This is a genomic window from Arthrobacter castelli DSM 16402, assembly GCF_000430705.1.
Taxonomy (GTDB): Bacteria; Actinomycetota; Actinomycetes; order Actinomycetales; family Micrococcaceae; genus Arthrobacter_C; species Arthrobacter_C castelli.
The window spans coordinates 92,838-117,920 of the sequence record NZ_AUMN01000011.1 but is presented as its reverse complement, the minus strand read 5'-3'; the positions used below and the strand labels follow the sequence as shown (position 1 = coordinate 117,920).

The window sequence follows — 25,083 nt, the reverse complement described above, 5'->3', positions numbered from 1 at the left end:
GGTGACTCGGCCCGTTCTCGTGGGTGAAGACCGCCGACAACTCCATCCTTGCAGTGGCCGGCCATCGTAGTATCGCCGTTTGTGACTGCTGCCGAAAGCAGCCTGCGCGCATGAATCACCCCGCGTTGTCTCTTATTCCGCTCCAGGCAGCAGCCCTCTGCATAGCCCTGAGCAGACGTGCCTTCAACTCCCACGGTCGTGACAGATCGCGCCATTCGATTCGAAGAAAGCTCCAATTCTCCTCCATCAGGGCCCTCTCCCTCCGTCGTTCAGCGTAAATCGCCTCATCCGTCGGATGGTATTCGAAGTATTTCGACTTCCCGTCGAATTCGGCGATCAGCTTCAATCCCCGCCAGCCGAAGTCCCCGCGATGGCGTCCCACTCTGCTTCGCACATGAATCTGGGGCTCCGGCATCGGGACGTCGAAGGAACGGAAGAGCAACCTGGTACGAGTCTCGCCCGGTGACTCAGATCGCCCGTCCAGAGCCGCGACGACGGAACGTGCCTTGCGTATACCGCGGGTGCCCGTCATCGCCCGCAGTAGAGAATGCATCTGTTCCCAGTCTGCCCCCTCACGGAGAGCGTGATCGCCTATGATTGCTGCCCGGTGCTCTTCCAATGTCCGGGCACAATCGACCACGGTTCGTTCGGGACTGGTAACCGCGTAGCGTTCGCCACGCGGACCGTTCAGCGTGACGATGTCGGCGGCGTCAAGATGCTGATGATAGGTCACCGTGTCCGGCCCCCGGGCCGAGCGGGTCGAGGCGAATGGTTGACTCAAATGGATCAGCGGCGGCACGTCCCATACGTGCAGCCCGTGCAATCGGGCTGCGGTGGCGTGGGTATAGACGCCTGCGTGCGGTGTTGAAAGGAAATGTGCACGAATGCGCATCAGTTCGCGCATCGCGAGTGTGGCCCCGTCCCATAAGTCCGCGCGGACGTACGCCCCGCGTCGCAATTTGTAGAGAACGCCTAACTTCACGCCGGCCCGACGAAGCTTGTCGCCAATGCCTGCGGTAGTAAGTTCCCGGGCTGTGACAACGTCGAACTGCGGCCAGGAGCGCTGAATGTCCAGCATGACTTTTCGGTGTGACATGCATTCAGTCTTCCGCCAATGCGTGCTTCAGCGGATGGGTAAGGGCCCGGCTGTGGATAACCGTCACTGCCCGAAGTCGGAACGTTGATCCGCAGCACTCCGATATCCTCGGGCCGGGAACGGTCCTTCCTGTCGAGAATGGCTGTGCGGACCACCGTTTTGGGCGCGGACCACCGTCTTGGGTGGTATGGGTACCTTCGTCGGGAGCACCGCTATTGGCTCAGCCTAGACGCTCAGGCGGTAGCCACGCTTGACGACGGTGGCGATCAGCTTGGGCTCGGGCAGCGCGGTACGCAGCCGGCTGACAGCCATGTCGACGGCGTGGGCACCGGAACCAGCCGGCAGTCGGTCGGACAGCGCATCGCGGCTCAGCACCGCCCCGCCGGCCGCGACCAAGGCACGGAAGACGGCCATCGGGGCAGGCGGCATGTAGCAGCTGGTCCCTGCCACGGTCACGGTGTCGCCCCGCACCTCCACCTGCCCAAAGGCGGTTTCGCAACGTTGCACCCCGTGCTCGGACAGGTGCTCCACCACCAGCCGGATGAGGGCTCCCATCCTGTAGCGCTCCGGCATGATCGGCTCCACGCCGACGTCGATGAGAGGTTGCGCGGTGACGGGGCCGACGGCGGCCGACACCACTGTGCTTTGGAAGGCAGCCGTGAGCCGGCCGGACAGATCCATTTCCCGGGAGGTGCTCCAGAGGGCATCGACGGCCGGCGCACTGGTGAAGGTGACAACGTCGAGATGGCCGGCGCATATGGATTCGATCAGCTGCGGGACTTTGTCATCGGCTCCTTCCGGCTTGAACCATCGGTAGGGGGCGACGGTCAGCACCCGGGCCCCGGCGGCACGGAGCCGCTCCAGCTGTTCGAAGTCGGCGTATCCGTGCTGCTGGAAGGCGATGGTTTGGCCCCGGAGCGGCTCGGCGAGCAGCATGTCGACCAAGGTGGATGTCCGCTCGTCGGCGCTGATTCCGGCGTCGTCCAGTCCATTTGCACGCACGGCCCCGCGTGCCTTGGGACCACGGACGAATATCCGCGATCTGTCAAGGGTTTCAACCAAGTATTCACCCAGACCGGCGGCATCGGCCGCTTCTGTCCAGCGGCGCCGACCGTAAGCTGTGGTGATCACGGTGATGTCCGGGCGCGCGGCCAGGACCGCCTCGGTGTCCCGGGTCAGCGGAAGATCCTCGGCCACCGGAGCAATCTTCATCGCCGGGGCATGGATCACCGTGGCGCCGCGCCGTTCCAGCGCCTCGATCAGGTCTTCAGAGCGCCGGTGGGAAGTGACGCCGATCCGGAATCCGGAGATGACCGCGTCATTCATGCGTCCACCGCGGTTCCGGTGTACCCGGCGGGCCGGGGAGGTGTTGTTGCCAATCGCGGCCCTGGCGGACGACGTCGCCAATCACCAGCACGGCCGGCGGGGCGCAGCCGGCCGTTCCCGCCGCGGTGACAATGCCGGCCAGATCGGAGACGGTGGTCCGTTGCGCGTGGCTGTAACCGCTTTCGACGACGGCAACCGGTGTATCGGCTCTCATCCCTGCCTTCCGGAGCCCGGCCGCGAGCTGGGGTAGCGTTCCCACACCCATCAACACCACAATTGTGCCCCCGAGTCCGGCCAGGTGTTGATGTTCGTCGTCAGTTAACGGCGCATGACCTGAGATGACGGTAAACATGTGGCTGACGCCCCGGCAGGTGGCGGGGATCCCCGCCGCCGCTGGTACCGACACCGCACTGGTCACACCCGGCACCACTGTGACCGGAATGCCGGCCGCGGTGCAGGCGGCGACTTCTTCGCCGCCGCGGCCGAAGACGAACGGATCGCCGCCCTTGAGCCGCACGACGTTTTGTCCCGCCCGGGCGGCTGCCACCATCTGGTGCTCGATATCGGCCTGGCTGACCGGGTGATGTCCCGGGCTCTTGCCAACATTGACCAGTTCCGCCCCGCCGGCCAGTTCCTCCAGGTGCGACCATGGCGCAAGCCTGTCGTGGAAGACAACGTCGGCATCGGCCAGCGCCGCCAGGGCCCTGACCGTGAGCAAATCGTCACTGCCCGGACCGCCGCCGGCCAGTGTCACTGAGCCGCTGGGAGCGGCCGGCTCGTCGCGGGTCACCAGAATTCCGCGTTTCCGGCACTCCGACCGCACTGTGGCCCAGCGGCCGCCGTCCTCGCCGGCGTCGACCATCGCGCCCGCGTCGTCGACCACGGTGACCAGCGCGACGCCTTCGAGCATCCGCGGGAGGAAGCCGCCCGGGGCATTCAGGGTGCGTACGGTGGCGCCGGCCGCCTGATAGCGGCGGATGCTCCGGGCCGCGGCAGCCGCGGCGCCGGCGACCAGGACAGTTTGATCACGAAGCTCAACAGTGAGCAGCATTAGGACCGCACCTGCTCTGCCGCTGCTGCCGCTTCCGCTGCGCCTGACCGGACCGGGATGGTGGCCCCGAGCGGAACCATCCCCTCCTCGTACGCGGCGGCAGCTTCGGCACCTGTGGCCGGCCGGTTCATACCCCGCTCATTGACATTGACGATGGACTCGTCCTTCTCCTGCGGCGCGTTGACGAAGGAGCGGAAGCGGCGCAACCGCTCCGGGTCCTCTAAGGTGGCGGCCCATTCGTCCTGGTAGTTATCCACGTGGCGTGCCATCGCCTGCTCCAGATCAGCGGCGATGCCCAGAGAATCACTGATCACCACGTCGCTGACGTGGTCCAGCCCGCCGTGGATGTCTTCGAGCCAATGCGCCGTGCGCTGCAGGCGGTCGGCGGTGCGGATGTAGTACATCAGGTAGCGGTCGATGTACTGAATCAACGTGGCATCGTCCAGGTCCTTGGCGAGCAGCCGGGCGTGCGCGGGATTGGCCCCGCCATTGCCGCCGACGTAGAGGTTCCAGCCGTCGGCGGTGGCGATCACCCCGACGTCCTTGGCCCTCGCCTCGGCACATTCACGGGCACATCCGGATACCCCCATCTTCAGCTTGTGGGGCGACCGGAGCCCGCGGTAGCGAAGCTCGAGTTCGATGGCCATGGCCACCGAGTCCTGCACCCCGTAACGGCACCACGTGGAACCGACGCAGGATTTCACGTTCCGCAACGCCTTCCCGTAGGCGTGTCCGGATTCGAAACCGGCCTCGACCAGTTCTTTCCAGATCTCAGGCAGTTGCTCCAGCCGCGCGCCGAGCAGGTCGATCCGCAGGGCGCCGGTGATCTTGGTGTAGAGGCCGTATGTTTCGGCGACGCGGGCGATGACGGCCAGCTTCTCCGGCGTGATTTCGCCGCCAGGGATACGTGGCACCACAGAATAAGTGCCGTTCTTCTGCATGTTGGCCAGCGCCCGGTCGTTGGTGTCCTGCAGGGTTCCCCGGCCGCCGTCGAGCAGGTATTCGGTGTGCTGTGAGGCGAGGATGGACGCCAGTACCGGTTTGCAGATGTCACACCCCAGTGGCGCCTGCTGGATTGTGTCGCCGCCGGGCTGTGCCACCTCGACCGGTGTGCCGAACCGGGTCAGGATTTGCTCGGAGGAGGTCAGTCCCACCGCGCGGACTGCCTCGAACAGCTCCGCACGGGAGAGTTCGAAATGCTCGCACAACGCCCTGGAGACGGTGATGCCGGATTTGGTCAGTTCCCCTTCGAGCAGCTTCTTCAGCATGGGCACGCAGGAGCCGCACTGGGTGCCGGCCTTGGTGCATCCCTTCAAGGCGCTCAGTTCCTGAACCGGCGAGTCGCCTTCACAGCTGCCGCAGCCGTTGACGGCGTCACGGATGGAACCGGCCGATACGTTGTTGCAGGAGCACAGCACGGCGTCGTCGGGAAGTTCGGTATCCGGCGCGTCACCGCCGGCGGCAGACAGGTAGGCTCCGGGCTCTGCGGGCAGTTCCCGTCCCAGCAGCGGCCGCAGCGAAGTGTACGGGGCGGCGTCTCCCACGAAGATGCCGCCCAGCAGCGTCGTCGCGTCGTCGCTGACCACCACCTTTTGGTAGACGCCGCGGGCTGGGTCCGCGTAGACGATTTCCAACGCGCCGTCCCCGGCGGCGAAGGCGTCCCCGAAGCTTGCTACGTCGACGCCGGACAGCTTGAGTTTGGTCGCGGTGTCGAATCCTTCGAAGGCGGCGTCTCCGCCGTGCAGCCGGTCGGCGACGATTTCGGCCATCGTGTTGGCGGGGGCCACCAGGCCCACGCTCTTGCCGTCGAAGTTGGCCACTTCGCCGACGGCCCACACATGGTCGACGTCGGTGGCACAGGTTTCGTCGATGACGATCCCGCCGCGGGCCCCCATCCGGAAGACGGGATCGTAGTCCTCATCGGCCAGTTCCTCGGGGGTCTTGCCCGCTGCTTCGGCAGCTGCTGTCTTGGCCCTGCCGTTCAGGGCACGGGCGATATCATCACGGGGACGGACGCCGATGGAGACCACCACCATGTCGGCCGGAATCACCCGCCCGTCGGCCATTTCGACGCCGGTCACCTGTCCGCCGTCGGGATCCGTGATCACTGATGAGGGGAACACGCCGCCGTGGACCTCGAGTCCCTTGTCGGCGACCAGCCGCCCCATTGCCTGGCCTGCGCCTTCATCGAGCTGCGTGCCCATCAGCCAGTTTCCGCCGTCGATCACCACGGGGTTGGCACCGAGAGTCTGCAGCCCGGCGGCTGCTTCCAGCCCCAGCAGCCCGCCGCCAATGGTCACCGCATTGATGGTGCGGCCCAAGGAAGCCGTCAGCTCTTTCACCTGGGCGTTGATGGTCCAGACGTCCTCCAGCGTCCGGTACACGTGGGTGTGCTCGTTGCCGGGAATGGGCAGGGTGGCGGCATTGGATCCGGTGGCCAGCACCAGTTCGTCGTAGGGATAATGGCCGCCGTCGGAGGTGATGGCCTCTTGCGTCTGCAGGTCAAGATCGACCACCCGCGCACCGGTCACCAGGTTGACGCCACCTGTGACCCACAGGTCCGGTTCGCCCAAGGCCAGGTCCACGCCGGTGTCGGTCAGCGCCGAGCTCAGGGCGACGCGGTCGTATGGCTGGTGCGCCTCCTCGGTCAGGACGGTGATGGATATGCCTGTCGCGTCGCGGGAGCACATGGCCTCCACAAACCGGTGAGCTGCGGGGCCGCCGCCGGCGACGACGATGCGGCGGATTGGATGCTGAGTCATGGTTGGCCTTCGGGTCGCGGAACAAGTGGGCTCCTGCCGATTATGCGGCGAAGCTGAATCCAACCTAGATGAGCGCGATTGCGGGCTTGTTGCCCTTGTGTTTCCGGCAGTTGACGTTTTCCATCACTGCGTGGTGCCAGTGTGTGAGGACTGTTTTACTCCGGTGTTACCCGGCGCGGCATTAGTCGAAACATCCGGTGCCTAGATTGATGCGTGTACCAACGGGCAACACAACAGATTGGGGTATTTGCGATGACCACACTGACAGCAGAGGCTGCGCCCGCTGCCGTTGACCTCCAGTGGCACCGTGTCTGCCAGGTCGACGAATTGGAAACGGCATGGGGCGAGGCCGCCCTGATCGACAACCTGCAGATCGCCGTCATCCGGCTTTCGCCCAGCAGGATCTATGCGGTTGACCAACGCGATCCGGCCACAGGTGCCTGCGTGATGTCGCGCGGAATTGTTGGCGACAGCGGCAGCAGGGCCACTCTCGCCTCACCCCTGCACAAGGAGGTGTACATGCTGGACACAGGCGAATGCCCAGGCAACACCGGCCTGCGGCTGCCAACCTTTCCGGTGCAAGTGGCCGATGGGGCCGTGTTGGTCGGCCTGCCGGATGGCTCGGCCAGGACGGACCACCCGGACCACCCGGACCACCCCGACAACCCGGACACCCCCGGCCGGTCGGGGGCTGCGGCATGAGCGCCGTGGTCTGCGAGCCATGGACCGGGCTGGTGGAACTGCGGCCAGCGCCAGCGCTGGTGGCAGCCTCTCACGGAACTTCTTCGGCGGCCGGGCAGGCGGCCATCAGCGCCGTGGTGGAGGAAATCGCCCGGCGTCGGCCGGACCTGCAGGTATCGGCAGCGTTTGTGGACGTGCAGCAACCGGATGTTCCGACGTCGTTGGAAGCATTGTCCGGGCAGGCACGCGTGGTGCCGCTGCTGCTGTCGTCGGGCTACCATGTCCACGTCGACCTGGCCCGGGCTGCGGACGCCCGGGCGGCAACCACCGTGAGCGCGGCTTTGGGGCCGGATCTGCGGTTGACGGAGGTGCTGGCACGCAGGCTCCGTGAAGCGGGTGTGCGTAGCGGCGATGCGATTGTGCTGGGTTGTGCCGGTTCTTCGGACGCCCGCGCCGTCGCGGATTGTGAAACAACCGCCGCGCAATTGGCGGCGCTGCTCGGGCAGCCGGTCCGCGCCGGATACATATCCGCAGCCGCGCCGGATTTAGCGACGGCGGTCGCCGCCGCGCGGCGTGAACTGGCCGGAGCGGATCCAGCCGGCCGTGTCGTGGTTGCCAGCTATCTGCTGGCTCCCGGATACTTTGCCTCGCTGGCTGCCGGCTGCGGGGCCGACGTCGTCACCGAACCGCTGCTGGCTCCGGGACACGTGCCGCCGCCTGCTGTGGTGGATGTGGTGTTGGACCGCTTCAGCGCCCCGTGACGGAACCTGCAGCAAGCCAGCCTTACCCGGCATCGGGATGCAGCGCCGGGAACAGCTCAATCATCAGGTTCTGCACCCGGCCCTTGATGTCTTCGCGGATTCGGTGCACCGCTTCGAGATCCTTGCCGGCCGGGTCCTCGAGGTCCCAGTCGTAGTAGCGCTTGCCCGGGAAGTACGGGCACTCGTCGCCGCAGCCCATGGTGATGACGACGTCGGACTCCTCCACTGCCTCGGCCCGGAGCACCTTGGGTCGTTCGGCCGACAGGTCCATCCCGGCGTCGTCCATGGCCTGCACAACGACCGGATTGAGCTCGTCTGCCGGCTGCGTGCCGGCCGAGCGCACCTCGACCTGTCCGGCGGACATGTGCTGCAGGTAGGCGGCGGCCATTTGGGAGCGTCCGGCATTGTGGACGCAGACGAACAACACACTGGGCTTGGAGGACTCTGGCATGGTCCGAGTATGCCTGTCCCGGCGGGCGGCTGTCGATTTACAGAGCCTGCCGACCCCTTGATTAGCTGACACCGGCCTGCCTACCGTTGAAGCATCGGCCAAGCCGAGATTACGTGAAGCGGAGGAGCGGCATGGTAAGCAACCCCATCGAAACCTGGTGGCCCAGGGTCCCGACGCCGGCCAAGGAGTGGTTGCGCAGCAACTTGTTCAGCGAGTCACTGCCCGACGACGTTGCCCAGGGGATCCGCGATGCGGGCGGGCCTGCCGGCGACCAGGGTGGCGCGGCGCCGCTGCTGGGCAGGCAGGACTGGCAGTTCATCGAGACGCAATCGGAATTCGTGGACTGAGTTCGGGCGCTGACGGCACCGTGGTTCACGGCAGTTCCGACGGCGGAACGATCACCTGCCACGCATGGTTTTCGATCGTCCAACGGCGGTAATTGAACCGTCCGCGCAGTTCGCCGTCGTTGCTGGCCATGAACGTGTCGTCGTCGGCGGCCTGGATTTCCACGGATTGGCCGCTTCCGGTGCGCACGTCTTTGCGGGACGCGTGATTGCCGCTCTTCAGGCCCAGCGCGTAGGCCGTTCGCGCCACAGATCCCACCGACTCCCAGACAACGACGTCGACGCACCCGTCATGCGGATTTGCGTCGGGGATCAGCCGGGCTCCGCCACCAACGGTCCCTCCCAGCCCCATGGCCGCCATCAGCACCGGGGTTGAATCGTCGTGGATCAGCTGGCCGTCGACCTTGACAGTCAACCTCCAGCCTCGTTCGTTGAAGCCGGCGGCAATGGCGCCCAGTGGATACCCCAGTTTTCCCAGCTTGATTTTGCCCAGCCTCCTCTTGACGGAAGCGCCCCGGGCCGCGGCGGAGGCCCCGATGCCGACATGCACTGCGTTGACCGCGATGTTGCCGTCATCGCTGACGAAGAGTTCCATGGGACGCGTCTGGCCGGTCATCACCGTTTTGGCCGCCTGGGCCGGATTGAGCGGGATGCCGAGCGAACCCGCCAGGTCATTTCCGGTGCCGAGCGGTATCAGGCCGACGGGTCCGGCATCATAAAGCTGGCCGCGCTGGTGCAGGCATTGCACTGCGGCGTGGATGGACCCGTCCCCGCCCATCAGCACCAGCCGGCGGCCTTTCAACTGGTCCAGGGCCTGCTCGAGATGGGCGAGATCCCGCGTGGCAGCAAGTTCAACGGAGTTTCCGTTCTGTTCCGCGGCTGCGCGCATCACGGCCATGGCCGCATCGACGCCTCTCTGATGTGCGGTGCCTGCGGATGCATTGACCACTACCAACAAATTCTCCGACATGTAACCTCCCGCCAAGTCGGAACCGCGTACGGCAATGGGGCAACTCTAGCTCAGGCCACTGGATGGTTTCTGGTCGCTGGCTGGATGCTGCATGTCCGGCCTCCTGAGGGCGGTCCTTAACGCCGACGTCGGCCCGCAGCGTCGAGAACGGCGTCGACCGGAACCGTCCTCGACGACCGGGACCGTCCTCGAAGGACGACCGGGACCGCCTTCGGAGATCAGGACCGTTCTCGACGATCGAAACCGTCCTCAGGGCAATGTCCGCTCATATGAGACGTGGATCACGCTCATATGATAGATTCGGCTCATAGTGGCTCTTCGAAGGATGGTTCAATGCAGACTCCAACCCAGCTGAACACCAGTGCCTTGTCCCGGCTTCCGGGCAATCTGACCACTCCCGCCTACGACCGATCGGCACTGCAGGTCGGCATCGTGCACTTCGGGGTCGGGGGGTTTCACCGGGCGCACCAGGCCATGTACCTGGACCGGCTGATGAACGAAGGCAAAGCGCTCGACTGGGCGATCTGCGGCGTCGGCGTACTGCCCGGCGACAAGCGGATGCGGGACGTGATGCGTGACCAGGACTGCCTCTACACACTTGTCACCAAGCACGCCGACGGCAACCGCGATGGGCGCGTCATTGGATCAATGGCGGAATACCTCTATGCGCCGGACGATCCCGAAGCCGTGATTGAACGCATGGCGTCGCCGCAGGTCCGAATCGTGTCGCTGACGGTGACGGAAGGCGGCTACAACTTCCATCACGTCACCGGCGAATTCGACGACCGGAATCCGGCAGTTGTGGCGGACCTGCAACCCGCGGCCGTGCCGGCAACCAGCTTCGGACTTGTCACCGAAGCCTTGGCCCGACGTCGGGCGCGTGGGCTGAGGCCATTCACCATGATGTCCTGCGACAATATCCAGGGCAACGGCGACGTGGCGCGCAAAATGTTCACTTCCTTCGCCCGGCTGAAGGATCCGGAGCTGGCCGCGTGGATCGAGCAGCAGGTGCCCTTTCCCAACTCAATGGTCGACCGCATCACCCCCGTCACCACCGACGAGGACCGCGAAGCGATCGCCTCTCAATTCGGCGTCACCGATGCATGGCCCGTGGTCAGTGAACCGTTTGTGCAGTGGGTGCTGGAGGACAGGTTCGAACTGGGCCGGCCACCCTTCGAGGACCTCGGGGTGCAGCTGGTCGACGACGTGGAACCATACGAGCTGATGAAGCTGCGCCTGCTCAACGCCAGCCACCAGGGCCAGTGCTACTTCGGCTACCTGGCCGGCTACAGGTACGCCCATGAAGTCTGCCAGGATCCGCTGTTCGCCAATTTCCTGATGGACTACATGAGTTTCGAGGGCCAGCCGACCCTGGAGCCCGTTCCGGGTATAGATATTGAACAGTACAAGCACACGCTGATCGAGCGTTTCTCCAATCCGCACATCCGGGACACGCTGGCGCGGCTGTGCGCGGAGAGCTCGGACCGCATCCCCAAGTGGCTGTTGCCGGTGGTGCGGATCAACTTGGCCAACGACGGCGACATTTTCCGCTCCGCCGGCATCGTCGCCAGCTGGGCGCGCTACGCTGAGGGGACGGACGAGGAGGGCGCACCGATCGAGGTGGTCGACCGGCTGGCCGAGCCTCTGACGGCGGCCGCCCGGCAGCAACGCGAAGATCCGTTGGCTTTCATCGCCAACCGGGAGCTGTTCGGTGACCTGGTCGACAACGAACGGTTCGTGTCCGCCTACACCGAGGCGCTGTCCAACCTGCACCAGGCAGGCGCCCGTTCCGCGGTCGAAGCGTTGGTCAACCCGTCCGAATAGGGCCGGCTCGACCCCCCGGGCGGTCGGGAGTGGTGGTCGGGAGCGCTCCTCTTGTGCCGGCCAGCGCCGCTAGACCCCGTACACCTGCCGGCGGGCCGCAACATAGCGGTCACGGACCTCGTCCGCCCAGCCGGAGTCGGCGTCGGGTTCGAACGATGCCTCGATGCGGCGTTCCCACTGCGGCAACTGGCCGGTGGCCGCCCATGCCGCCTGGCGGGCGGCCCCCCGCGCCACATACTCGCCGGATACCGGCACCTCGACCGGTACGCGCAGCACGTCCGCCGCCGCCTGCTGCAGCGCCTGCGACTTCGCGCCACCACCGATCAGCAGCACCTTCCGCACCGGCACCCCGTGCCCGGCCAGCAGATCCAAGGCGTCCGCCAGCGAGTTCAACACCCCCAGGACGCCGGCACGGGCCAGATTGGAATCGGTCATGTTGGTGCGCCGCATTCCGGTCAGCGTTCCGGTCGCCTCCGGAAGGTTCGGGGTGCGTTCCCCGTCGAGGTAGGGGAGCAGAGTCAGCCCCTCGGCGTCCAGCGGGGCATCCAGCGCCAGCCGGTCCAGCTCCTGAAGCCCGGTGCCCAGCATGCCCGCCGTCGCCGTCAACACCCGGGCGGAGTTGATCATGGCCAGCAGCGGCAGATGCTGGCCGGTCGCATCGGCAAATCCCGCGACGGCGCCGCTGGGATCGCTCACCGGCTGAGCCGCGGAGACAAAGACCGTGCCGGAAGTGCCAACGGACACCGCAACCTCGCCCTCCGACAATCCCAGGCCCAGTGCCGCGCCTGCGTTGTCCCCGGCACCGGCTCCCACGACGGTCCGGTTGCCGCTTGGGCCGGTCCCGGCAGCCGAAGCTGCCGACCATTGGGACAGCAGGCTGCCGCCTGCTTCACCGGAGCCGACGACGGCGGGCAGCCGCGGCACGGTGCCGAAGAACCGCTCCAGCAGGTCGGGGCGGTATTCGTTGGTCACCGGTGAGTAGTAGCAGGTTCCGGAGGCGTCGCTGCGGTCGGTGAAGAATTCGCCGGTCAACTGATAGTTCAGCCAGTCGTGGGGCAGCACCACGCGGCGCACCCGGTCGGCCAGTTCAGGCCGGTGCCTGGCCAGCCAGGCCAGCTTGGTCAGGGTAAACGATGCCACGGGCACTACATTGACCGCGTCAATCCACGCCTGGCTGCCCAGTTCGCGGTGCAGCTCGGCGGCCTCGGGGGCGCTGCGGGTGTCATTCCATAACAGTGCATCGTGCACCGGGCGGTTCTGCTCGTCCAGGGCGACCATGCCATGCTGCTGGCCGGCCACGCTGACACCTGCGACGGAGCCGTCATCGGCGATTCCGGCGTCGTGCCACGCCTGCCGCAGCGCAGTTGTCCAGGCGCCCGGATCAACCGCCGTGCCCTCCGGATGGGAGGCCGTCGCGGAATCGAGGATCGTTCCGGATTCGGCATCGACGGTCAAAACCTTGCAGGACTGGGTGGAGGAATCGACCCCGATTACGGTGCTCACTTATCCGGCTCCTTTGGTTGTATCGGATTCCGCGGCCAGCGCGGAGAGTGCTGCGACCAGCGCCTCATCGGCGATGAGGGTGCTGACAATTCCTGCCCGGCAGGCTGCCGCCACGGCTTCCGCCCGTTCCGGGCCGCTTGCCACACCGATCACTTCCCGGGTCGCCTGCAGTTGTTCGATGGTCACTGCCATTATTCTCTCGTCCATCGCGGTTTTTACGGGCATGCCTTCGGCATTGATCAACCGACCTGAACATTCGGTCACCGCTCCGGCCTTCGTCGCTTCACGGCGGTCAGCGTTCGAGACCCGCTCCCAGACCGTGGACAGCCCGGGTGACCAGGCGCCGATGGCGACGACGGCGAGGTCCAGCGTGTCCGCCTTGGTCAATGCCGTGGCAATTTCCGTCTGCTTGCGCAGACTCGCCGCTGTCGTGGCGTCGTCGACCACCAAAGGCGCGAACAGCGGCCAGGTCTGACCGCCGGACAACACCCCCAGGCGGTGGAGGATTTCGAAGGAATGGCCATCGTTGGCGGCAGGAAGCGCACCTGCGAGCTGGACAAAGTTGCATTTGGGAAGTCGGGACACGCGCTTGGCCACGGTGGCGAGCGTGCGCGACCAGGCGATGCCCACCGTTGCTCCGGGCCGTGCCCGGGCGGACAGCTCCGCGGCGGCAGCCTCGGCCAGGATCTCCCGGCCGCGCCCGCCATCGGTTGAGTTGTCGGTGACAATGACCTTGGTTAAACCGAATACTTCCTCGATTAAGGCCGTGTCAGCGGGGGCGGCCGGACGGGGTGAAGCGACTTCGATGTGGACGATTCCGGAGCTGCGTGCCTCATCCAGCAGGCGGGCTACGTGGAAGCGGGACATTCCGTGGGCGTTGGCGATTTCCACCTTGGACTTGCCATCCAGGTAGTGGGCCCGGCCAATCTCGGCCAGAAGCTCCTCGTGGGACTGATCCGCCACGGCTTTCCCCTCTCTTCAAGACTTTTGAGCCTACCCTCTTGCTCAAACGAGCATATATGACTAGAGTCACATATCAAATGAGCACGCCCCCGTTTCTCAACTGAGCAGAGGACAGCAATGTTCCGAGGCAGAGCGTTCCCGACACCCAGCAAGCGGCCGCCCCGCAGGCGAGTCCGCACGGCACTCGCCGGTATGTTCGCGCTGCTGCTGGCACTGAGCGGATGCGCCGGAGCCGGCGCCATCGGCGGTGGCAGCGGCAAGACCCAAATCGTTGTAGCCATCGTATCCAATCCGCAGATGCAGGATGCCATCTCCCTGCAGAAGCATTTCCGGGCCGAGTACCCGAACATCGATGTGCAGTTTGTTTCGTTGCCTGAAAATGAGGCCCGTGCGAAGATCACCGCCTCCGTTGCCACCGGTGGCGGGGAGTTCGACGTCGTGATGATTTCGAACTATGAGACACCCATGTGGGCTGAAAACGACTGGATCACCAATCTGCAGGACTACGCAGAGAACACGCCCGGATACGACCCGCAGGACATCCTGCCCAATATCCGCAAGTCCCTCAGCTACCAGGGGGATCTATATTCGGTGCCGTTCTACGGTGAATCGTCCTTCCTCGCCTACCGCAAGGACCTGTTCAAGAAGGCCGGGGTGTCGATGCCCGATGAGCCCACGTGGAACGACATCCAGCGGTTGGCGAAGAAACTGCACAACCCCAAGCAGGGCGTCTCGGGGATCTGCCTGCGCGGACTTGCCGGTTGGGGCGAGAATCTGGCTCCGCTGAACACCGTCATCAATACGTATGGCGGCCGCTGGTTCGATATGGATTGGAATGCCACATTGGACTCGCCGCAAGTGGAGGCTGCCGTGACCGATTACGTGAATCTGGTGCGGAACTATGGGCAGCCCGGCGCAGCCACCAGTGGTTTCGGTGACTGCCTGACCCGCTACAGCCAAGGCAACGCGGCCATGTGGTACGACGCCACCTCGATGGTCTCCAGCGTCGAGGACCCACAGGCGTCCAAGGTCGCCGACAAGACGGGTTACGCCCTGGCCCCGGTCAAGAAGACCGAATCGGCCGGTTGGCTCTACAGCTGGTCGCTGGCCATCCCGAAGACCAGCGACCATAAGGACGCGGCCTGGAAATTCATGTCCTGGATGACCAGCAAGGACTACATCAAGCTGGTGGGCAACGAGTTGGGCTGGGAGCGGGTCCCGCCGGGCAGCCGGAAGTCCACCTACGAGATACCCGAATACGAGAAGGTCTCCGGTGCCTACGCGGACCGGACCTTGGCTGCCATCGCCGGCGCGTCCCAGGAGACGTCAATGACCAAGCCGGTTCCGTACACGGGACTCCAATTCGTGGGGATTCCGGAGTTCCAGGACCTGGGCACCCGGGTCGCCCAGCAGATATCCGCGGCAATCGCAGGACAGAAGTCCGTCGAAGAGGCGCTGGAGCAGTCGCAGCAGTATGCCGAAACGGTGGCGGAGACCTACCAGGCGGGAGAGAACTGATGGCCACCCTTGTAGAGCGGCATAACGTCAAGCAGCACAAGCTCAGGACTGCTGCCCAGCAAAGCAGGGTCGACGGGTGGCGCCGTCGGGCGCCGCTGCTGCCCGCGGTCATCTTCACCATCATCGTTACCCAGATCCCATTCCTGTTCACGATCTGGTACTCGATGCGTTCGTGGAACCTGCTCAATCCCGACGGGAATATCTTCGTCGGCCTGGAAAACTTCGTCAATATCTTTACCGATTCCACCTTCCGGACAGCGGCGCTGAACAGTGTCATCATCACGGTAGGCTGCGTAGTCGCCGCGATGGTGCTCGGCATCATCTTCGCGCTGTTGCTGGATCGGAAATTCCGGGGGCAGGGATTCATCCGCACCCTGATGATCACCCCGTTCCTGATCATGCCGGTCGCCGGAGCCATGCTGTGGGCAGTCTCCATGCTCGATCCGACCTACGGGCTGGTGAATTGGCTGATCGGGCTGGTCGGTATTGATGCCATTGCCTGGACTTCGACCTATCCAGTGTTCTCAATCCTGATAGCACTGGTCTGGCAGTGGACCCCGTTCATGATGTTGTTGGTGCTCGCCGGGCTGCAGGCCCAGCCCAAAGACGTACTGGAGGCGGCACAGATGGACGGCGCCTCGTGGTGGCAGACCTTCTCATCGGTCACGCTGCCCCAGCTGCGCCGGTACATTGAACTTGGTCTGCTGCTGGGAGCGATCTACGTGGTCAACACCTTCGACCATATCTACCTGATGACCGCCGGCGGGCCGGGTACATCCAGTGCCAACCTGCCGTTCTACATCTACCAGCGCGCGTTCCTCGGCTTCGACATCGGCCAAGCAGCCGCCATGGGTGTCGTCGTGGTCATCGGAACCATCATCGTCGCGGTCTTCGCGCTGCGTCTCCTCTTCCGCAGCTTCGACATAAAGGACTAAGCAATGGCTACGAACGTAGAGACAGTGCCGGCAACACCGCCACCCTCAACGAAACCGGTGCGTGGGGCCTCATCGGCGGCAGCGAAACGAAGCCGGAACGCGGTACTGCTGACGGCGCTGACCTGGGTGGTCGGACTGTTGTTCTTCGCCCCGGTGTTGTGGATGGTGTTGACCGCCTTCAAGCAGGAGTCGGCTGCCGCCTCCAGCCCGCCGTCGTTCTTCTTCGAACCAACCCTGGACCAGTTCCAGGCGGTGCTCGACTCCGGTGCCGGCGTCTACTTCGCCAACTCGCTGATCGCCACGGGCGTCTCCACGCTGCTGGTGATCGTGCTCGGCGTCCCGGCCGCCTATGCGTTGAGCATTCGCCCGATCAAGAAGACGAAAGACGTGCTGTTCTTCTTTATCTCCACCAAGATGCTGCCGATCGTCGCCGTGATCATGCCGATCTATGTGATCGCAGGGCAGATCGGAGCCTTGGACAACATCTGGACCCTGGTGGTGTTGTATACGGCGATGAACCTGCCGATCGCGGTGTGGATGATGCGCTCGTTCTTCCAGGAAGTCCCGGCCGAGGTGCTGGAGGCTGCGGAGATGGATGGTGCCGGACTGCTCAAAACCTTGCGCACCGTGCTGATGCCGATGGTGGCTCCAGGACTCGCCGCGACGGCGCTGATCTGCGTGATCTTCGCCTGGAATGAATTCTTCTTCGCCTTGAACCTCACTGCCGCCACGGCGCCGACCGCGCCGGTGTTCCTGGTCGCCACCATGACCAGTGAGGGATTGTTCCTGGCCAAGCTGTCGGCGGCGTCGGTGTTGGCATCCCTGCCGGTGGTCATCGCCGGATGGATCGCCCAGAAGCAGCTGGTCCGTGGCCTGTCGATGGGCGCGGTGAAGTAAACCGGCTCCCTGCAACCGAAGCTGCCACCGTGGCCCCGGGGTGCCCATTCCCGTCGGCACCATCTACTTCACGTGCTCGACGAGCCGGGCAGCGATTCCGGTGTAGGTGCTTGGCGTCAGATGCATCAGGCGGTTCCTGGCCTCAGCCGAAAGTCCCAGTGATGAGACAAATTCCTGCATCCGTGCCTGATCAACCCGTTGCCCGCGGGTGAGCTCCTTGAGCCGTTCGTACGGCTCGTCCATGCCCTCGGTGCCTGCCACGGCTTCGGCGCGCATCACCATTTGGATCGCTTCGCCGAGCACCTCCCAGTTGGTGTCCAGATCGTGGGCCAGTGCCTCGCTTGCGACGTCGAGTGCGCTCAGCCCGCGGGTGGCATTGGAGATCGCCAGCAGGGAATGGCCAAACGCGACGCCGATATTGCGCTGGCTGGACGAGTCCGTCAGGTCCCGCTGCCAGCGGCTGGACACCAGCGTTGCTCCGAGCGTGTCCAGCAGTGAGTTGGAAATCTCGAGGTTGGCCTCGGCATTCTCGAACCGGATCGGATTGACCTTATGCGGCATGGTGGACGACCCCGTTGCCCCGGCCACCGGCACCTGGGCGAAATAGCCGATGGAAATGTAGCTCCAGACATCGGTGCAGAAGTTGTGCAGGATCCGGTTGAAGCGGGCGATGTCGGCGTAGAGCTCCGCCTGCCAGTCGTGGGATTCGATCTGCGTGGTCAGCGGATTCCAGGTGAGCCCGAGGTTTTCCACGAAAGTTCGTGCCACGTGCTGCCAATCCACGTCCGGCGCGGACGCGTAATGCGCAGCATAGGTGCCGGTGGCACCATTGATCTTGCCCAGGTACTCGGTATTGCGGATCCGCCGCAGCTGTCGGCCCAGCCGGTGCGCGGTGACAGCGAGTTCCTTGCCCAGCGTTGTCGGGGTGGCCGGCTGCCCGTGGGTGCGAGACAACATCGGGATTTCGCCGGTGGCATCGGCCAGGGCAACGATACCGTCCACCAGCTGCTGCGCGGCAGGCAGCCACACCTGCTCGACGCCGCCCTTGATGCCCAACGCATAGGAGAGGTTGTTAATGTCCTCGCTGGTGCATCCGAAATGCACCAGCTCGCCGACCTCTGAAAGCCCCAGCCCGGGAAGGCGGCGTTTGATGAAGTACTCGATGGCTTTAACATCGTGGACCGTGACCCGTTCTATCTCGGCAAGTTCGGCGATGGACCCGGAGTCGAACGACTCGACAAGATCCCGCAACTGCGCCTTCACGGTGTCGTCCAACGGCGCGGAGCCGGGCAGCACCGAATGATCGCTCAGGTGCAGGAACCACTCGACCTCCACGGCCGTGCGCTCACGGTTGAGCGCAGCCTCGGACAGGTGGTTGACGAGTTGCTCCACGGTTCCCTTGTAACGACCATCCAACGGGCCCAGGGGAATGGACGGGGAGATCGTGCTCAAATCGACGCGGTTCTGTGCAGCGGTTTCGGCCATGGGCTTCATTCTTCCATGAACCGCCGACACTGACAGCGGCATTACTTCGCCTCCACAATCAACGGCTCCGGCGGAGGTTCTCCACAACGACCCCCCACGGTGTGGCAGCGCCGTCGCAGCGCGCTTAGCGTGTATGCCAATGCCGGCGCAACGGTTGCGCGGCGCCGGTGCGACGACGGGAGGTCCAGGCGGTGGCGGGCGGGTGAATCCGGCAGCGGTCACGCAGGACGGAGGGAGCCAAACATGAGCCAGAGTCCCATGGTGTGCGGACCGGGGCACGAGTTCCAGCTAGTGGCGGATCGAGTGCAGAATTGTGCGGTCCGTTTGAACGGGTTCACGGACGAGATCCGGGCAGTGCAAGCCATCGATTGGCAGTCGCCCGCGGGTGAGGCCTTCCGCCAAGGCATGACGCAGCACCTCAGGAATGTGGGCCAGCTGCACGACGCGGCGATGGATGCCGTTGCCGCATTGCGCCAGCTGGCCGAGATGGCGGCGGCCGAAGGACTCTCCCGGTCGGCCGGAGGCTGACGGATGAATGATGGAATCGAAGCGGCATTTCCGAACCACTCCTGGGAATCGGCCGCGCAACCAGGCGGATATACGGTTACCGGAGGCAAAGGCGGAATCTCCTTCTCGTGGCAGGAATTGCTCCGCGGCGCGCAGGAACTCGAATCGCTCGCCTTCGAAATCGGGCGCCTCTATGTGGACCTGGAGGATGCCACCGCGGACCATCAGAGGATGCGCGGATTCTATAGCCTGCCGTTTTATGAGTCGAGGTCCTACTTGGCGTTATCCCATGTCTGCCAGGCAGTGCTGCGGCAGAAATCGGAGTTTGCCGCTACGGCGGAGAAGGTACAGCAGGCCTTCGACCGCTACGCCGCCGCCGAGTCGACGGCACTGCGGAACTTCGAGTTGAGCCGCAGACGTGGTTACGACGCGGAGGGAAACCGTACGCTGCTGCCGCAGGTTACCGAGGCGGATGCCTGGTGGCACCTGGGCGATGGGCTGGCAATGGGCGGCCAGGTGCTGGGCATTACAAAGTTCGGTGTGCTGGAGATCGGCCCGATCTCCCCGTCGCTGCTGCCGGCCAAGGACGGAGACCGTATCGTGGAGGACTTTGACGGATCCCTCTCGGGGCTGATCCAGCGTACCGGGGAACTGGACGCGGTGAACGGGAAGGATGTCGACGGGGCTATCGAAATCTCCGCCATTTCCGTGGACGGGCAGCCGGACCGGTATGTGGTGACCATCCCCGGCACCCAATCCTGGATTTCCCGCAAGAGCGGAAATCCGATTGACATGGCAGGAAACTTAGCCGGTCTCTGGGGCGCACCCCATATGAGCGCGGCGGTGACGGACGCCTTGAAGGAGGCCGGGGCCACCTCAGGCTCGGCGGTGATGCTGGTTGGACATAGCGGAGGTGGAATCCACGCCCGCAATATCGCATCCAGTCCGGCCTTCCAGGCCGACTTCGATCCCAAGTATGTGGTCACTGCAGGGTCTCCCGTCGGCAATAACCCCCTGCCGGATCACACAGTTGGTCTCAACCTGCAACAGCGCCTGGACCCGGTCCCTGCGACGGACCTCCGCGCCGCCCCGGACACCCCGAACAATGTCACCGTGGAGTTTCAAACAGATCCGCTCACAGAGCCGTCGAGCAACGAGACGTTGAAGACACACGCTGTTTTCAATTATGCGAATAAGGCCCAGCAGCTTGAAACGAGCGACCACGCATCCGTGGCTCCCGTCATCGCGGGAATAGCCGCTTTCGCTCCCAAGGGCGCCTCTGTTTCTTCCTATAAATTCAAGCTGCAACGCACAGGACAGGATGCGGAAAGAAAGCAGCGGATGGATGGCAAACCGGATTACACGTGGGCCAAGGGGCGCTGAGTGAACCTCTTATTTGCGGGTCCCGGTCACCGTGCCGGCGATCAGCGACACAATGCTGACGATAATGGCGCCGAATATGGCCGTCCAGAAGAAGGCGTCGATCTGGAGCCCGATGGGGGTGAACGAACTCAACCACGAGGTCAGCATCAGCATCGCCGCATTAATCACGATGGTGAACAATCCGAGGGTGATGATGGTGATGGGCAGCGACAACAGGCTGACAATGGGTTTCACCAAGGCGTTAACAACCCCGAAGATCAGCCCGACAAACAAGTAGGAAAGCCCCACGGCGATCGTCTCATTGCCTTGGGCCAACTCTTCTGCTCCGGCGGAGGAAATCGTCATGCCGCCCAGGATCCAACTGGCAATCCACAACGCCACACCATTGATCAGTACCCGGATCAGAAATGCGCCCATGGCTCTATGCTGACACACCGCCGTCGGGCACGCCCCATCATGTGGCTGGAAGCATCCCGATTCCCCTCCGCCGCCCGGCCTCCTTTAAGCTGAGGACATGACTTCAACACAGAACCCCGCCAACGCCGCTGAGGTTCATCCCCGCGCCGTCCTTGACAAACTTCCCCGCTACGCAGCCGGCAAGCCCCCGGTGGCTGTCGACGGACTGGAGAGCTACAAGCTTTCCTCCAATGAGAATCCGCTGCCTCCCATCCCGGCTGTCTTGGAAGCCATTGCGGAGACGACGGCGGTGAACCGTTACCCGGATCCGGTGGCCAATGCGCTGCGTTCCGAACTCGCCGAATTCCTGGACGTGCCGATGGAGGACATTGTCACCGGAACCGGCAGCCTCGGTGCGCTGAACCAGATACTGGCCACCTTCGCGGGCCAGAACGACGACGGTCCGGCAGACGAGGTGGTCTACCCGTGGCGCTCCTTCGAGGCGTACCCCATTTCCGTGGGCCTCTCGGGAGCCGCCGATGTCCGGGTTCCGGTCAAGGAGGACGGAACCCACGACCTGCAGGCCATGGCCGATGCCGTAACCGACAAGACGAAAATCGTCCTGCTGTGCACCCCCAACAACCCAACCGGCCCCAGCCTGACCACCGCAGAGGTCGAATGGTTCATCGCCCAGGTGCCCTCCGACGTTATCGTCATTATCGACGAGGCGTACCAGGAATTCGTCCGGGACCCCGACGTGGTGAACGGCATCGAAATGTACCAGAAGTATCCGAACGTCATTAGCCTGCGGACCTTCTCCAAGGCCCACGGCCTGGCGAATCTCCGCGTCGGATATTCCATATCGAACCCGGAATTGACCCAGTACCTGCGCGTCAGCGCCGTTCCGTTCGGCGTCTCCTCGGTCGGCGAACATGCTGCGATTGCCTCGTTGCGCAACTTCGACCAGGTGAAGGAGAGGGTGCAAAGCCTGGTCAATGAGCGGGAGCGGGTCACCAGCGGGCTGAAGGAGCTCGGATGGTTCGTCCCGGAGGCACAGGGTAATTTCATCTGGTTGCAGTTGGGGGAGAATACCCAGGAATTCGCTGCCCTGGCCGGAGAGCAGGCGCTCGCAGTACGGCCCTTTGGCGATGAGGGCATCCGGGTCAGCATCGGAGAGCCGGAGGCCAACACCCGGTTCCTGGAACTGTGTTCGGTCTACCCCAAACCGCCGGCGTTCCCGAAACAGGGATAAGCGCAGCCGCAGCACGCAGAGCGGCGGCCGCCGGTACGGATGCCTGCGGCCGCCGCTCTGCTGTGTGGGCTATTTAGTCGGCTGCCAATGCTTCCTGCAGCACCGGTGCCAAACGACGGACTCCTTCGGCGATGTCCTCGCTGGAGACAGCGCTGAAAGCCAGTCGCAAATTATGATTGGGCTCATCGGACGGAGAGAAAGCAGCTCCGGGAATGAACACCACTCCAGCGTCGATGGCCTGTTGCAGCAACGGGTAGGTGTCGACGCCGTCGGGCATGGTGATCCAGATGAAGAAGCCACCCGCCGGGCGGGTCCAGCTGACGCCGTCGGGCATGTATTTCTCCAAAGCGTCCAACATGGCGTCACAGCGCTCTTTGTAGAGCTCGCGGTAGGTGTCGATCTGTGCCTTCCAGTCGTAGTCGCGCAGATACGCCGACAGCAGCATCTGGTTCAATGTCGGCGGGCACAGGATGACAGCCTCTGAGGCCAGGTAGAACTTGCGTTGCAGGTGCTGTGGAACCAGCGCCCAGCCGATCCGCAGTCCCGGGCCGAAGATCTTTGAGAACGAGCCGGTGTATATGACGTCGTCGGGGTTGTCAGCGCGCAGCGGGCGGAAGGCATCGTCGCCAAAGCGCAGCAGTCCGTACGGGTTGTCCTCAAGAATCAGGATGGCGTGTGCCTTGCAGATATCCACAATCCGCTGGCGCCGCTCCCTGGCCAGAGTGATGCCGGAGGGGTTATTGAAACTGGGGATGGTGTAGAGCATCTTGATGGTCTTATCTTCACCCTTGAGCTCACCAATGCGGCGCTCCAGTTCCTCGGGGATGAGGCCGTCGTCGTCCATCATGACTGCTTGAGCGTCCACTTGGTACGCCTCGAACGTGTTCAGGGCTCCCACGTAGGTCGGATCCTCGACGAGGATAACGTCGCCGGGATTGCAGAATACCTTGGCGGCGACGTCCTGGGCGGACTGGGACCCGGCCGTGACAATCACGTTTTCGGGCCGGGCATCGGTGATGCTTTCGGCAGCCATCACTTCGCAGATCTGCCGGCGCAGCTCCAAGGTTCCCTGCCCGCCCCCGTATTGCAGCGCCTCCAGGCCGTGGCCGGAGATGATTTCCGACGCCGTTTCGCCGAGCCGGTCCAAGGGTAAAGACTGCAGGTAGGGATTGCCGCCGGCCAACGACACCAGGCCGGGTTGCATCGAGATATCGAAAACATCACGGACTGCTGACTGTTTGATATTAGCGGCCCGGTCTGACAAAAGATGGTCATGGAAATGTGAAGCTGACGCCCGTTCCAGGGCCACTTCGGTTTCAGCTGGCATCGCCGTTGAGCTAACTGTTTCGTGAGAAGTCATCAGATAAGGATAACGTCCCGGGACAAAGAGAAAGCACCGGGAACTTTACGTTCCGGTGCTTGGCTCTCCATCCGCACTCACCCGGAGTAATTGCCCTCCGGCTTCCAAAGCGGCGGAACGGCGTGTGCAGCATATTCCACACACCGCGTACAGAAGTAGCTGGCCTCGCCCAGCTTCACCAATTCCCCGTCATCATTGATCTGCGGAGGAATGTACTCCTCGATATAGATGTATGAGTCGGTCTTGCAACGTGCACACGCCGGGGTAGTGACCAGCTGGTAATTTGCCCGTTGTGCCCACGGCCGGACTTCGTCGCTCTCTGTGCGGCGCGACGTTCGCGTCGGCTTCCGGGGCGGGGGCGCCGTGTGAGTAGTCGGGGCATGATGCGTAAGTGTCATGAGAACTAGCCTCTTTCCGGAAACCATGAACCCCGTTCAAGCAGGTCCATGGAAAGCCGCTGTAGACCCTCGCGGCCACTGCTTGACCTTGTTATCACCATATAACGCTCTGGTCACGAAGACAATGAATAAATGCTGTGAATCAGCTGAACGCGGCGTGGCGGCTTGTAGCTATGCGGAAAAGTGGTACCGAACGGGCGCTCACCCCTGAGTCTTGAAGGATACGAGTCTCTGCCGGTAACTTAATAAGCATACTTTGCAATGCGGTGACTTTTGCGGAACTCAGGATCACTGATGGGAGACGAAGATGGCTGAGGATCAATACACGTTCCAGGATCCGGTGAAGCGGTTCCCCAGTATCAGCCCTCCTGAAGACCAGGACCAGCCGGAGCCGGGACTGGACGAGTGGCTCACTCCACATACTGACCGCGGCCAGGATTCGTATCGCGGCACCGGTCGGCTGAAGGGCCGGCGTGCACTTATTACCGGCGCCGACTCGGGGATCGGTGCGGCGGTTGCCATCTCGTTCGCCAGGGAGGGGGCCGACGTCGCCCTGTCCTACCTGCCGGCCGAAGAGAAAGATGCGCGCGACATCGTCCGGATAATTGAAGAGAGCGGCGGGAACGCAGTTGCTGTCCCTGGCGATATTTCCGATGCCTCAAAGGCGAAAGACATGGTGGCCAGAGCGGCGGAAGGGCTCGGCGGACTGGACATTCTGGTCAATAATGCCGGAAAGCAGATCAGCTGCGAGCGGCTGGAGGACCTGTCCGACGACCAGTTCGACCAGACCATGAAAACAAATATCTACGCCATGTTCTGGATAACAAAATCAGCCCTTCCGTATATGGAGGCCGGGTCCAGCATCATCAACTCAACATCCGTTCAGGCATACAATCCCTCACCGGACAAGATTGACTACGCAACGACCAAGGCCGCCATCAACACCTTCAGCAAAGGCTTGGCTCAGCAGCTTGCCCCGCGCGGCATCCGGGTCAACAGCGTGGCCCCGGGGCCCTTCTGGACCCCGTTGCAGGTTTCCGAGGGGCAGCCGAAGGAAAAACTTCCGCACTTCGGTAAGTCGACACCATTGGGCCGTGCGGGGCAGCCGACTGAGCTGGGTCCCGCATACGTGTTCCTGGCGTCTTCCGAATCCAGTTACGTCGCGGGGGAAACGCTGAACGTCAACGGCGGGCAGCCGACCCCATAGGTTTTGCGGCGTC

At 63.9% G+C, this 25,083-nt stretch carries 22 protein-coding genes; 11 read left to right on the top strand and 11 right to left on the bottom strand.

Going from position 1 to position 25,083, the window contains the following annotated elements:
- Positions 1–115: 115 nt before the first annotated feature.
- From H535_RS0113335 to nirB, 4 genes are all read right to left on the bottom strand, one after another.
- The gene (locus tag H535_RS0113335; RefSeq protein WP_026819945.1) at positions 116–1,096 is read right to left on the bottom strand and encodes a hypothetical protein; all 981 of its coding nucleotides are present in this window, start codon (positions 1,094–1,096) and stop codon (positions 116–118) included.
- A 225-nt stretch (positions 1,097–1,321) separates the two neighbouring features.
- Positions 1,322–2,422, bottom strand: a complete 1,101-nt coding sequence (locus H535_RS0113330) for a uroporphyrinogen-III synthase (protein ID WP_026819944.1) — start codon at positions 2,420–2,422, stop codon at positions 1,322–1,324.
- Entirely contained in the window at positions 2,415–3,473 is a 1,059-nt protein-coding gene (gene cobA / locus H535_RS25380; RefSeq protein ID WP_051299247.1) for a uroporphyrinogen-III C-methyltransferase, read from the bottom strand. Before cobA ends, H535_RS0113330 begins: the two co-directional genes overlap by 8 nt.
- Complete coding sequence (nirB, locus tag H535_RS25375; protein WP_051299245.1) at positions 3,473–6,235, bottom strand: nitrite reductase large subunit NirB; 2,763 nt, start codon at positions 6,233–6,235, stop codon at positions 3,473–3,475. The genes cobA and nirB overlap by 1 nt, the downstream gene beginning before the upstream one ends.
- Positions 6,236–6,487: 252 nt before the next feature.
- On the opposite strand from nirB, the gene nirD reads away from it, so the two are divergent.
- Both nirD and H535_RS0113310 read left to right on the top strand, forming a co-directional pair.
- On the top strand, positions 6,488–6,937 hold the full coding sequence (gene nirD, locus H535_RS25370; protein WP_081416678.1) for a nitrite reductase small subunit NirD: 450 nt from the start codon (positions 6,488–6,490) through the stop codon (positions 6,935–6,937).
- On the top strand, positions 6,934–7,677 hold the full coding sequence (locus H535_RS0113310) for a sirohydrochlorin chelatase (protein ID WP_051299243.1): 744 nt from the start codon (positions 6,934–6,936) through the stop codon (positions 7,675–7,677). The genes nirD and H535_RS0113310 overlap by 4 nt, the downstream gene beginning before the upstream one ends.
- 22 nt (positions 7,678–7,699) lie before the next feature.
- Here H535_RS0113310 and H535_RS0113305 read toward each other — a convergent pair whose 3' ends face one another.
- Positions 7,700–8,128, bottom strand: a complete 429-nt coding sequence (locus tag H535_RS0113305) for an arsenate reductase ArsC (protein WP_026819942.1) — start codon at positions 8,126–8,128, stop codon at positions 7,700–7,702.
- A 131-nt stretch (positions 8,129–8,259) separates the two neighbouring features.
- On the opposite strand from H535_RS0113305, the gene H535_RS0113300 reads away from it, so the two are divergent.
- On the top strand, positions 8,260–8,475 hold the full coding sequence (locus tag H535_RS0113300; protein ID WP_051299242.1) for a hypothetical protein: 216 nt from the start codon (positions 8,260–8,262) through the stop codon (positions 8,473–8,475).
- Positions 8,476–8,500: 25 nt separating this feature from the next.
- Here H535_RS0113300 and H535_RS0113295 read toward each other — a convergent pair whose 3' ends face one another.
- Positions 8,501–9,442 (bottom strand): diacylglycerol/lipid kinase family protein, encoded by a 942-nt coding sequence (locus H535_RS0113295; RefSeq protein ID WP_026819940.1) that lies wholly within the window; start codon positions 9,440–9,442, stop codon positions 8,501–8,503.
- Positions 9,443–9,775: 333 nt separating this feature from the next.
- Here H535_RS0113295 and H535_RS0113290 point away from each other — a divergent pair, with 333 nt between their 5' ends.
- Positions 9,776–11,266 (top strand): mannitol dehydrogenase family protein, encoded by a 1,491-nt coding sequence (locus H535_RS0113290; RefSeq protein WP_035769556.1) that lies wholly within the window; start codon positions 9,776–9,778, stop codon positions 11,264–11,266.
- A gap of 69 nt (positions 11,267–11,335) precedes the next feature.
- Here the strand turns inward: H535_RS0113290 and xylB are convergent, their stop codons facing one another.
- Positions 11,336–12,769 carry a xylulokinase gene (gene xylB, locus H535_RS0113285; RefSeq protein WP_026819938.1) on the bottom strand — a complete coding sequence of 478 codons (1,434 nt, stop codon included), beginning with the start codon at positions 12,767–12,769 and terminating at the stop codon, positions 11,336–11,338.
- On the bottom strand, positions 12,770–13,732 hold the full coding sequence (locus H535_RS25365) for a sugar-binding transcriptional regulator (RefSeq protein WP_051299238.1): 963 nt from the start codon (positions 13,730–13,732) through the stop codon (positions 12,770–12,772).
- 117 nt (positions 13,733–13,849) lie between these two features.
- Between H535_RS25365 and H535_RS0113275 the strand changes: the two genes are divergently transcribed.
- From H535_RS0113275 to H535_RS0113265, 3 genes are read left to right on the top strand one after another with little or no spacing between them, the layout of a single operon-like run.
- Positions 13,850–15,250: an ABC transporter substrate-binding protein gene (locus tag H535_RS0113275; protein WP_245580307.1), complete on the top strand. Its 1,401-nt coding sequence runs from the start codon at positions 13,850–13,852 to the stop codon at positions 15,248–15,250.
- Complete coding sequence (locus H535_RS0113270; RefSeq protein WP_026819936.1) at positions 15,250–16,185, top strand: carbohydrate ABC transporter permease; 936 nt, start codon at positions 15,250–15,252, stop codon at positions 16,183–16,185. Before H535_RS0113275 ends, H535_RS0113270 begins: the two co-directional genes overlap by 1 nt.
- 3 nt (positions 16,186–16,188) lie before the next feature.
- Positions 16,189–17,082 carry a carbohydrate ABC transporter permease gene (locus tag H535_RS0113265; RefSeq protein ID WP_026819935.1) on the top strand — a complete coding sequence of 298 codons (894 nt, stop codon included), beginning with the start codon at positions 16,189–16,191 and terminating at the stop codon, positions 17,080–17,082.
- Between the two features lie 63 nt (positions 17,083–17,145).
- On the opposite strand, the gene purB is transcribed toward H535_RS0113265, so the two are convergent.
- Entirely contained in the window at positions 17,146–18,567 is a 1,422-nt protein-coding gene (gene purB / locus H535_RS0113260) for an adenylosuccinate lyase (protein ID WP_026819934.1), read from the bottom strand.
- Positions 18,568–18,810: 243 nt separating this feature from the next.
- On the opposite strand from purB, the gene H535_RS25360 reads away from it, so the two are divergent.
- On the top strand, positions 18,811–19,095 hold the full coding sequence (locus H535_RS25360) for a hypothetical protein (RefSeq protein WP_035769554.1): 285 nt from the start codon (positions 18,811–18,813) through the stop codon (positions 19,093–19,095).
- 3 nt (positions 19,096–19,098) lie between these two features.
- Positions 19,099–20,457 carry a PGAP1-like alpha/beta domain-containing protein gene (locus tag H535_RS0113250; RefSeq protein ID WP_026819933.1) on the top strand — a complete coding sequence of 453 codons (1,359 nt, stop codon included), beginning with the start codon at positions 19,099–19,101 and terminating at the stop codon, positions 20,455–20,457.
- A 9-nt stretch (positions 20,458–20,466) separates the two neighbouring features.
- Here H535_RS0113250 and H535_RS0113245 read toward each other — a convergent pair whose 3' ends face one another.
- Entirely contained in the window at positions 20,467–20,874 is a 408-nt protein-coding gene (locus H535_RS0113245; protein WP_026819932.1) for a phage holin family protein, read from the bottom strand.
- Positions 20,875–20,971: 97 nt separating this feature from the next.
- Here H535_RS0113245 and hisC point away from each other — a divergent pair, with 97 nt between their 5' ends.
- Positions 20,972–22,105, top strand: a complete 1,134-nt coding sequence (hisC, locus tag H535_RS0113240; RefSeq protein WP_026819931.1) for a histidinol-phosphate transaminase — start codon at positions 20,972–20,974, stop codon at positions 22,103–22,105.
- A gap of 73 nt (positions 22,106–22,178) precedes the next feature.
- Here hisC and H535_RS0113235 read toward each other — a convergent pair whose 3' ends face one another.
- On the bottom strand, positions 22,179–23,465 hold the full coding sequence (locus H535_RS0113235; protein WP_026819930.1) for an aminotransferase-like domain-containing protein: 1,287 nt from the start codon (positions 23,463–23,465) through the stop codon (positions 22,179–22,181).
- 705 nt (positions 23,466–24,170) lie between these two features.
- Between H535_RS0113235 and H535_RS0113230 the strand changes: the two genes are divergently transcribed.
- Complete coding sequence (locus H535_RS0113230; protein WP_026819929.1) at positions 24,171–25,070, top strand: SDR family oxidoreductase; 900 nt, start codon at positions 24,171–24,173, stop codon at positions 25,068–25,070.
- Positions 25,071–25,083: the final 13 nt, after the last annotated feature.

Bases quoted from the DNA above. Each gene is read 5' to 3' on its own strand.
- H535_RS0113335 (WP_026819945.1), bottom strand. From the start codon at position 1,096: ATGTCACACCGAAAAGTCATGCTGGACATTCAGCGCTCCTGGCCGCAG.
- H535_RS0113330 (WP_026819944.1), bottom strand. From the start codon at position 2,422: ATGAATGACGCGGTCATCTCCGGATTCCGGATCGGCGTCACTTCCCAC.
- cobA (WP_051299247.1), bottom strand. From the start codon at position 3,473: ATGCTGCTCACTGTTGAGCTTCGTGATCAAACTGTCCTGGTCGCCGGC.
- nirB (WP_051299245.1), bottom strand. From the start codon at position 6,235: ATGACTCAGCATCCAATCCGCCGCATCGTCGTCGCCGGCGGCGGCCCC.
- nirD (WP_081416678.1), top strand. From the start codon at position 6,488: ATGACCACACTGACAGCAGAGGCTGCGCCCGCTGCCGTTGACCTCCAG.
- H535_RS0113310 (WP_051299243.1), top strand. From the start codon at position 6,934: ATGAGCGCCGTGGTCTGCGAGCCATGGACCGGGCTGGTGGAACTGCGG.
- H535_RS0113305 (WP_026819942.1), bottom strand. From the start codon at position 8,128: ATGCCAGAGTCCTCCAAGCCCAGTGTGTTGTTCGTCTGCGTCCACAAT.
- H535_RS0113300 (WP_051299242.1), top strand. From the start codon at position 8,260: ATGGTAAGCAACCCCATCGAAACCTGGTGGCCCAGGGTCCCGACGCCG.
- H535_RS0113295 (WP_026819940.1), bottom strand. From the start codon at position 9,442: ATGTCGGAGAATTTGTTGGTAGTGGTCAATGCATCCGCAGGCACCGCA.
- H535_RS0113290 (WP_035769556.1), top strand. From the start codon at position 9,776: ATGCAGACTCCAACCCAGCTGAACACCAGTGCCTTGTCCCGGCTTCCG.
- H535_RS0113275 (WP_245580307.1), top strand. From the start codon at position 13,850: ATGTTCCGAGGCAGAGCGTTCCCGACACCCAGCAAGCGGCCGCCCCGC.
- H535_RS0113270 (WP_026819936.1), top strand. From the start codon at position 15,250: ATGGCCACCCTTGTAGAGCGGCATAACGTCAAGCAGCACAAGCTCAGG.
- H535_RS0113265 (WP_026819935.1), top strand. From the start codon at position 16,189: ATGGCTACGAACGTAGAGACAGTGCCGGCAACACCGCCACCCTCAACG.
- purB (WP_026819934.1), bottom strand. From the start codon at position 18,567: ATGGCCGAAACCGCTGCACAGAACCGCGTCGATTTGAGCACGATCTCC.
- H535_RS25360 (WP_035769554.1), top strand. From the start codon at position 18,811: ATGAGCCAGAGTCCCATGGTGTGCGGACCGGGGCACGAGTTCCAGCTA.
- H535_RS0113250 (WP_026819933.1), top strand. From the start codon at position 19,099: ATGAATGATGGAATCGAAGCGGCATTTCCGAACCACTCCTGGGAATCG.
- H535_RS0113245 (WP_026819932.1), bottom strand. From the start codon at position 20,874: ATGGGCGCATTTCTGATCCGGGTACTGATCAATGGTGTGGCGTTGTGG.
- hisC (WP_026819931.1), top strand. From the start codon at position 20,972: ATGACTTCAACACAGAACCCCGCCAACGCCGCTGAGGTTCATCCCCGC.
- H535_RS0113235 (WP_026819930.1), bottom strand. From the start codon at position 23,465: ATGACTTCTCACGAAACAGTTAGCTCAACGGCGATGCCAGCTGAAACC.
- H535_RS0113230 (WP_026819929.1), top strand. From the start codon at position 24,171: ATGGCTGAGGATCAATACACGTTCCAGGATCCGGTGAAGCGGTTCCCC.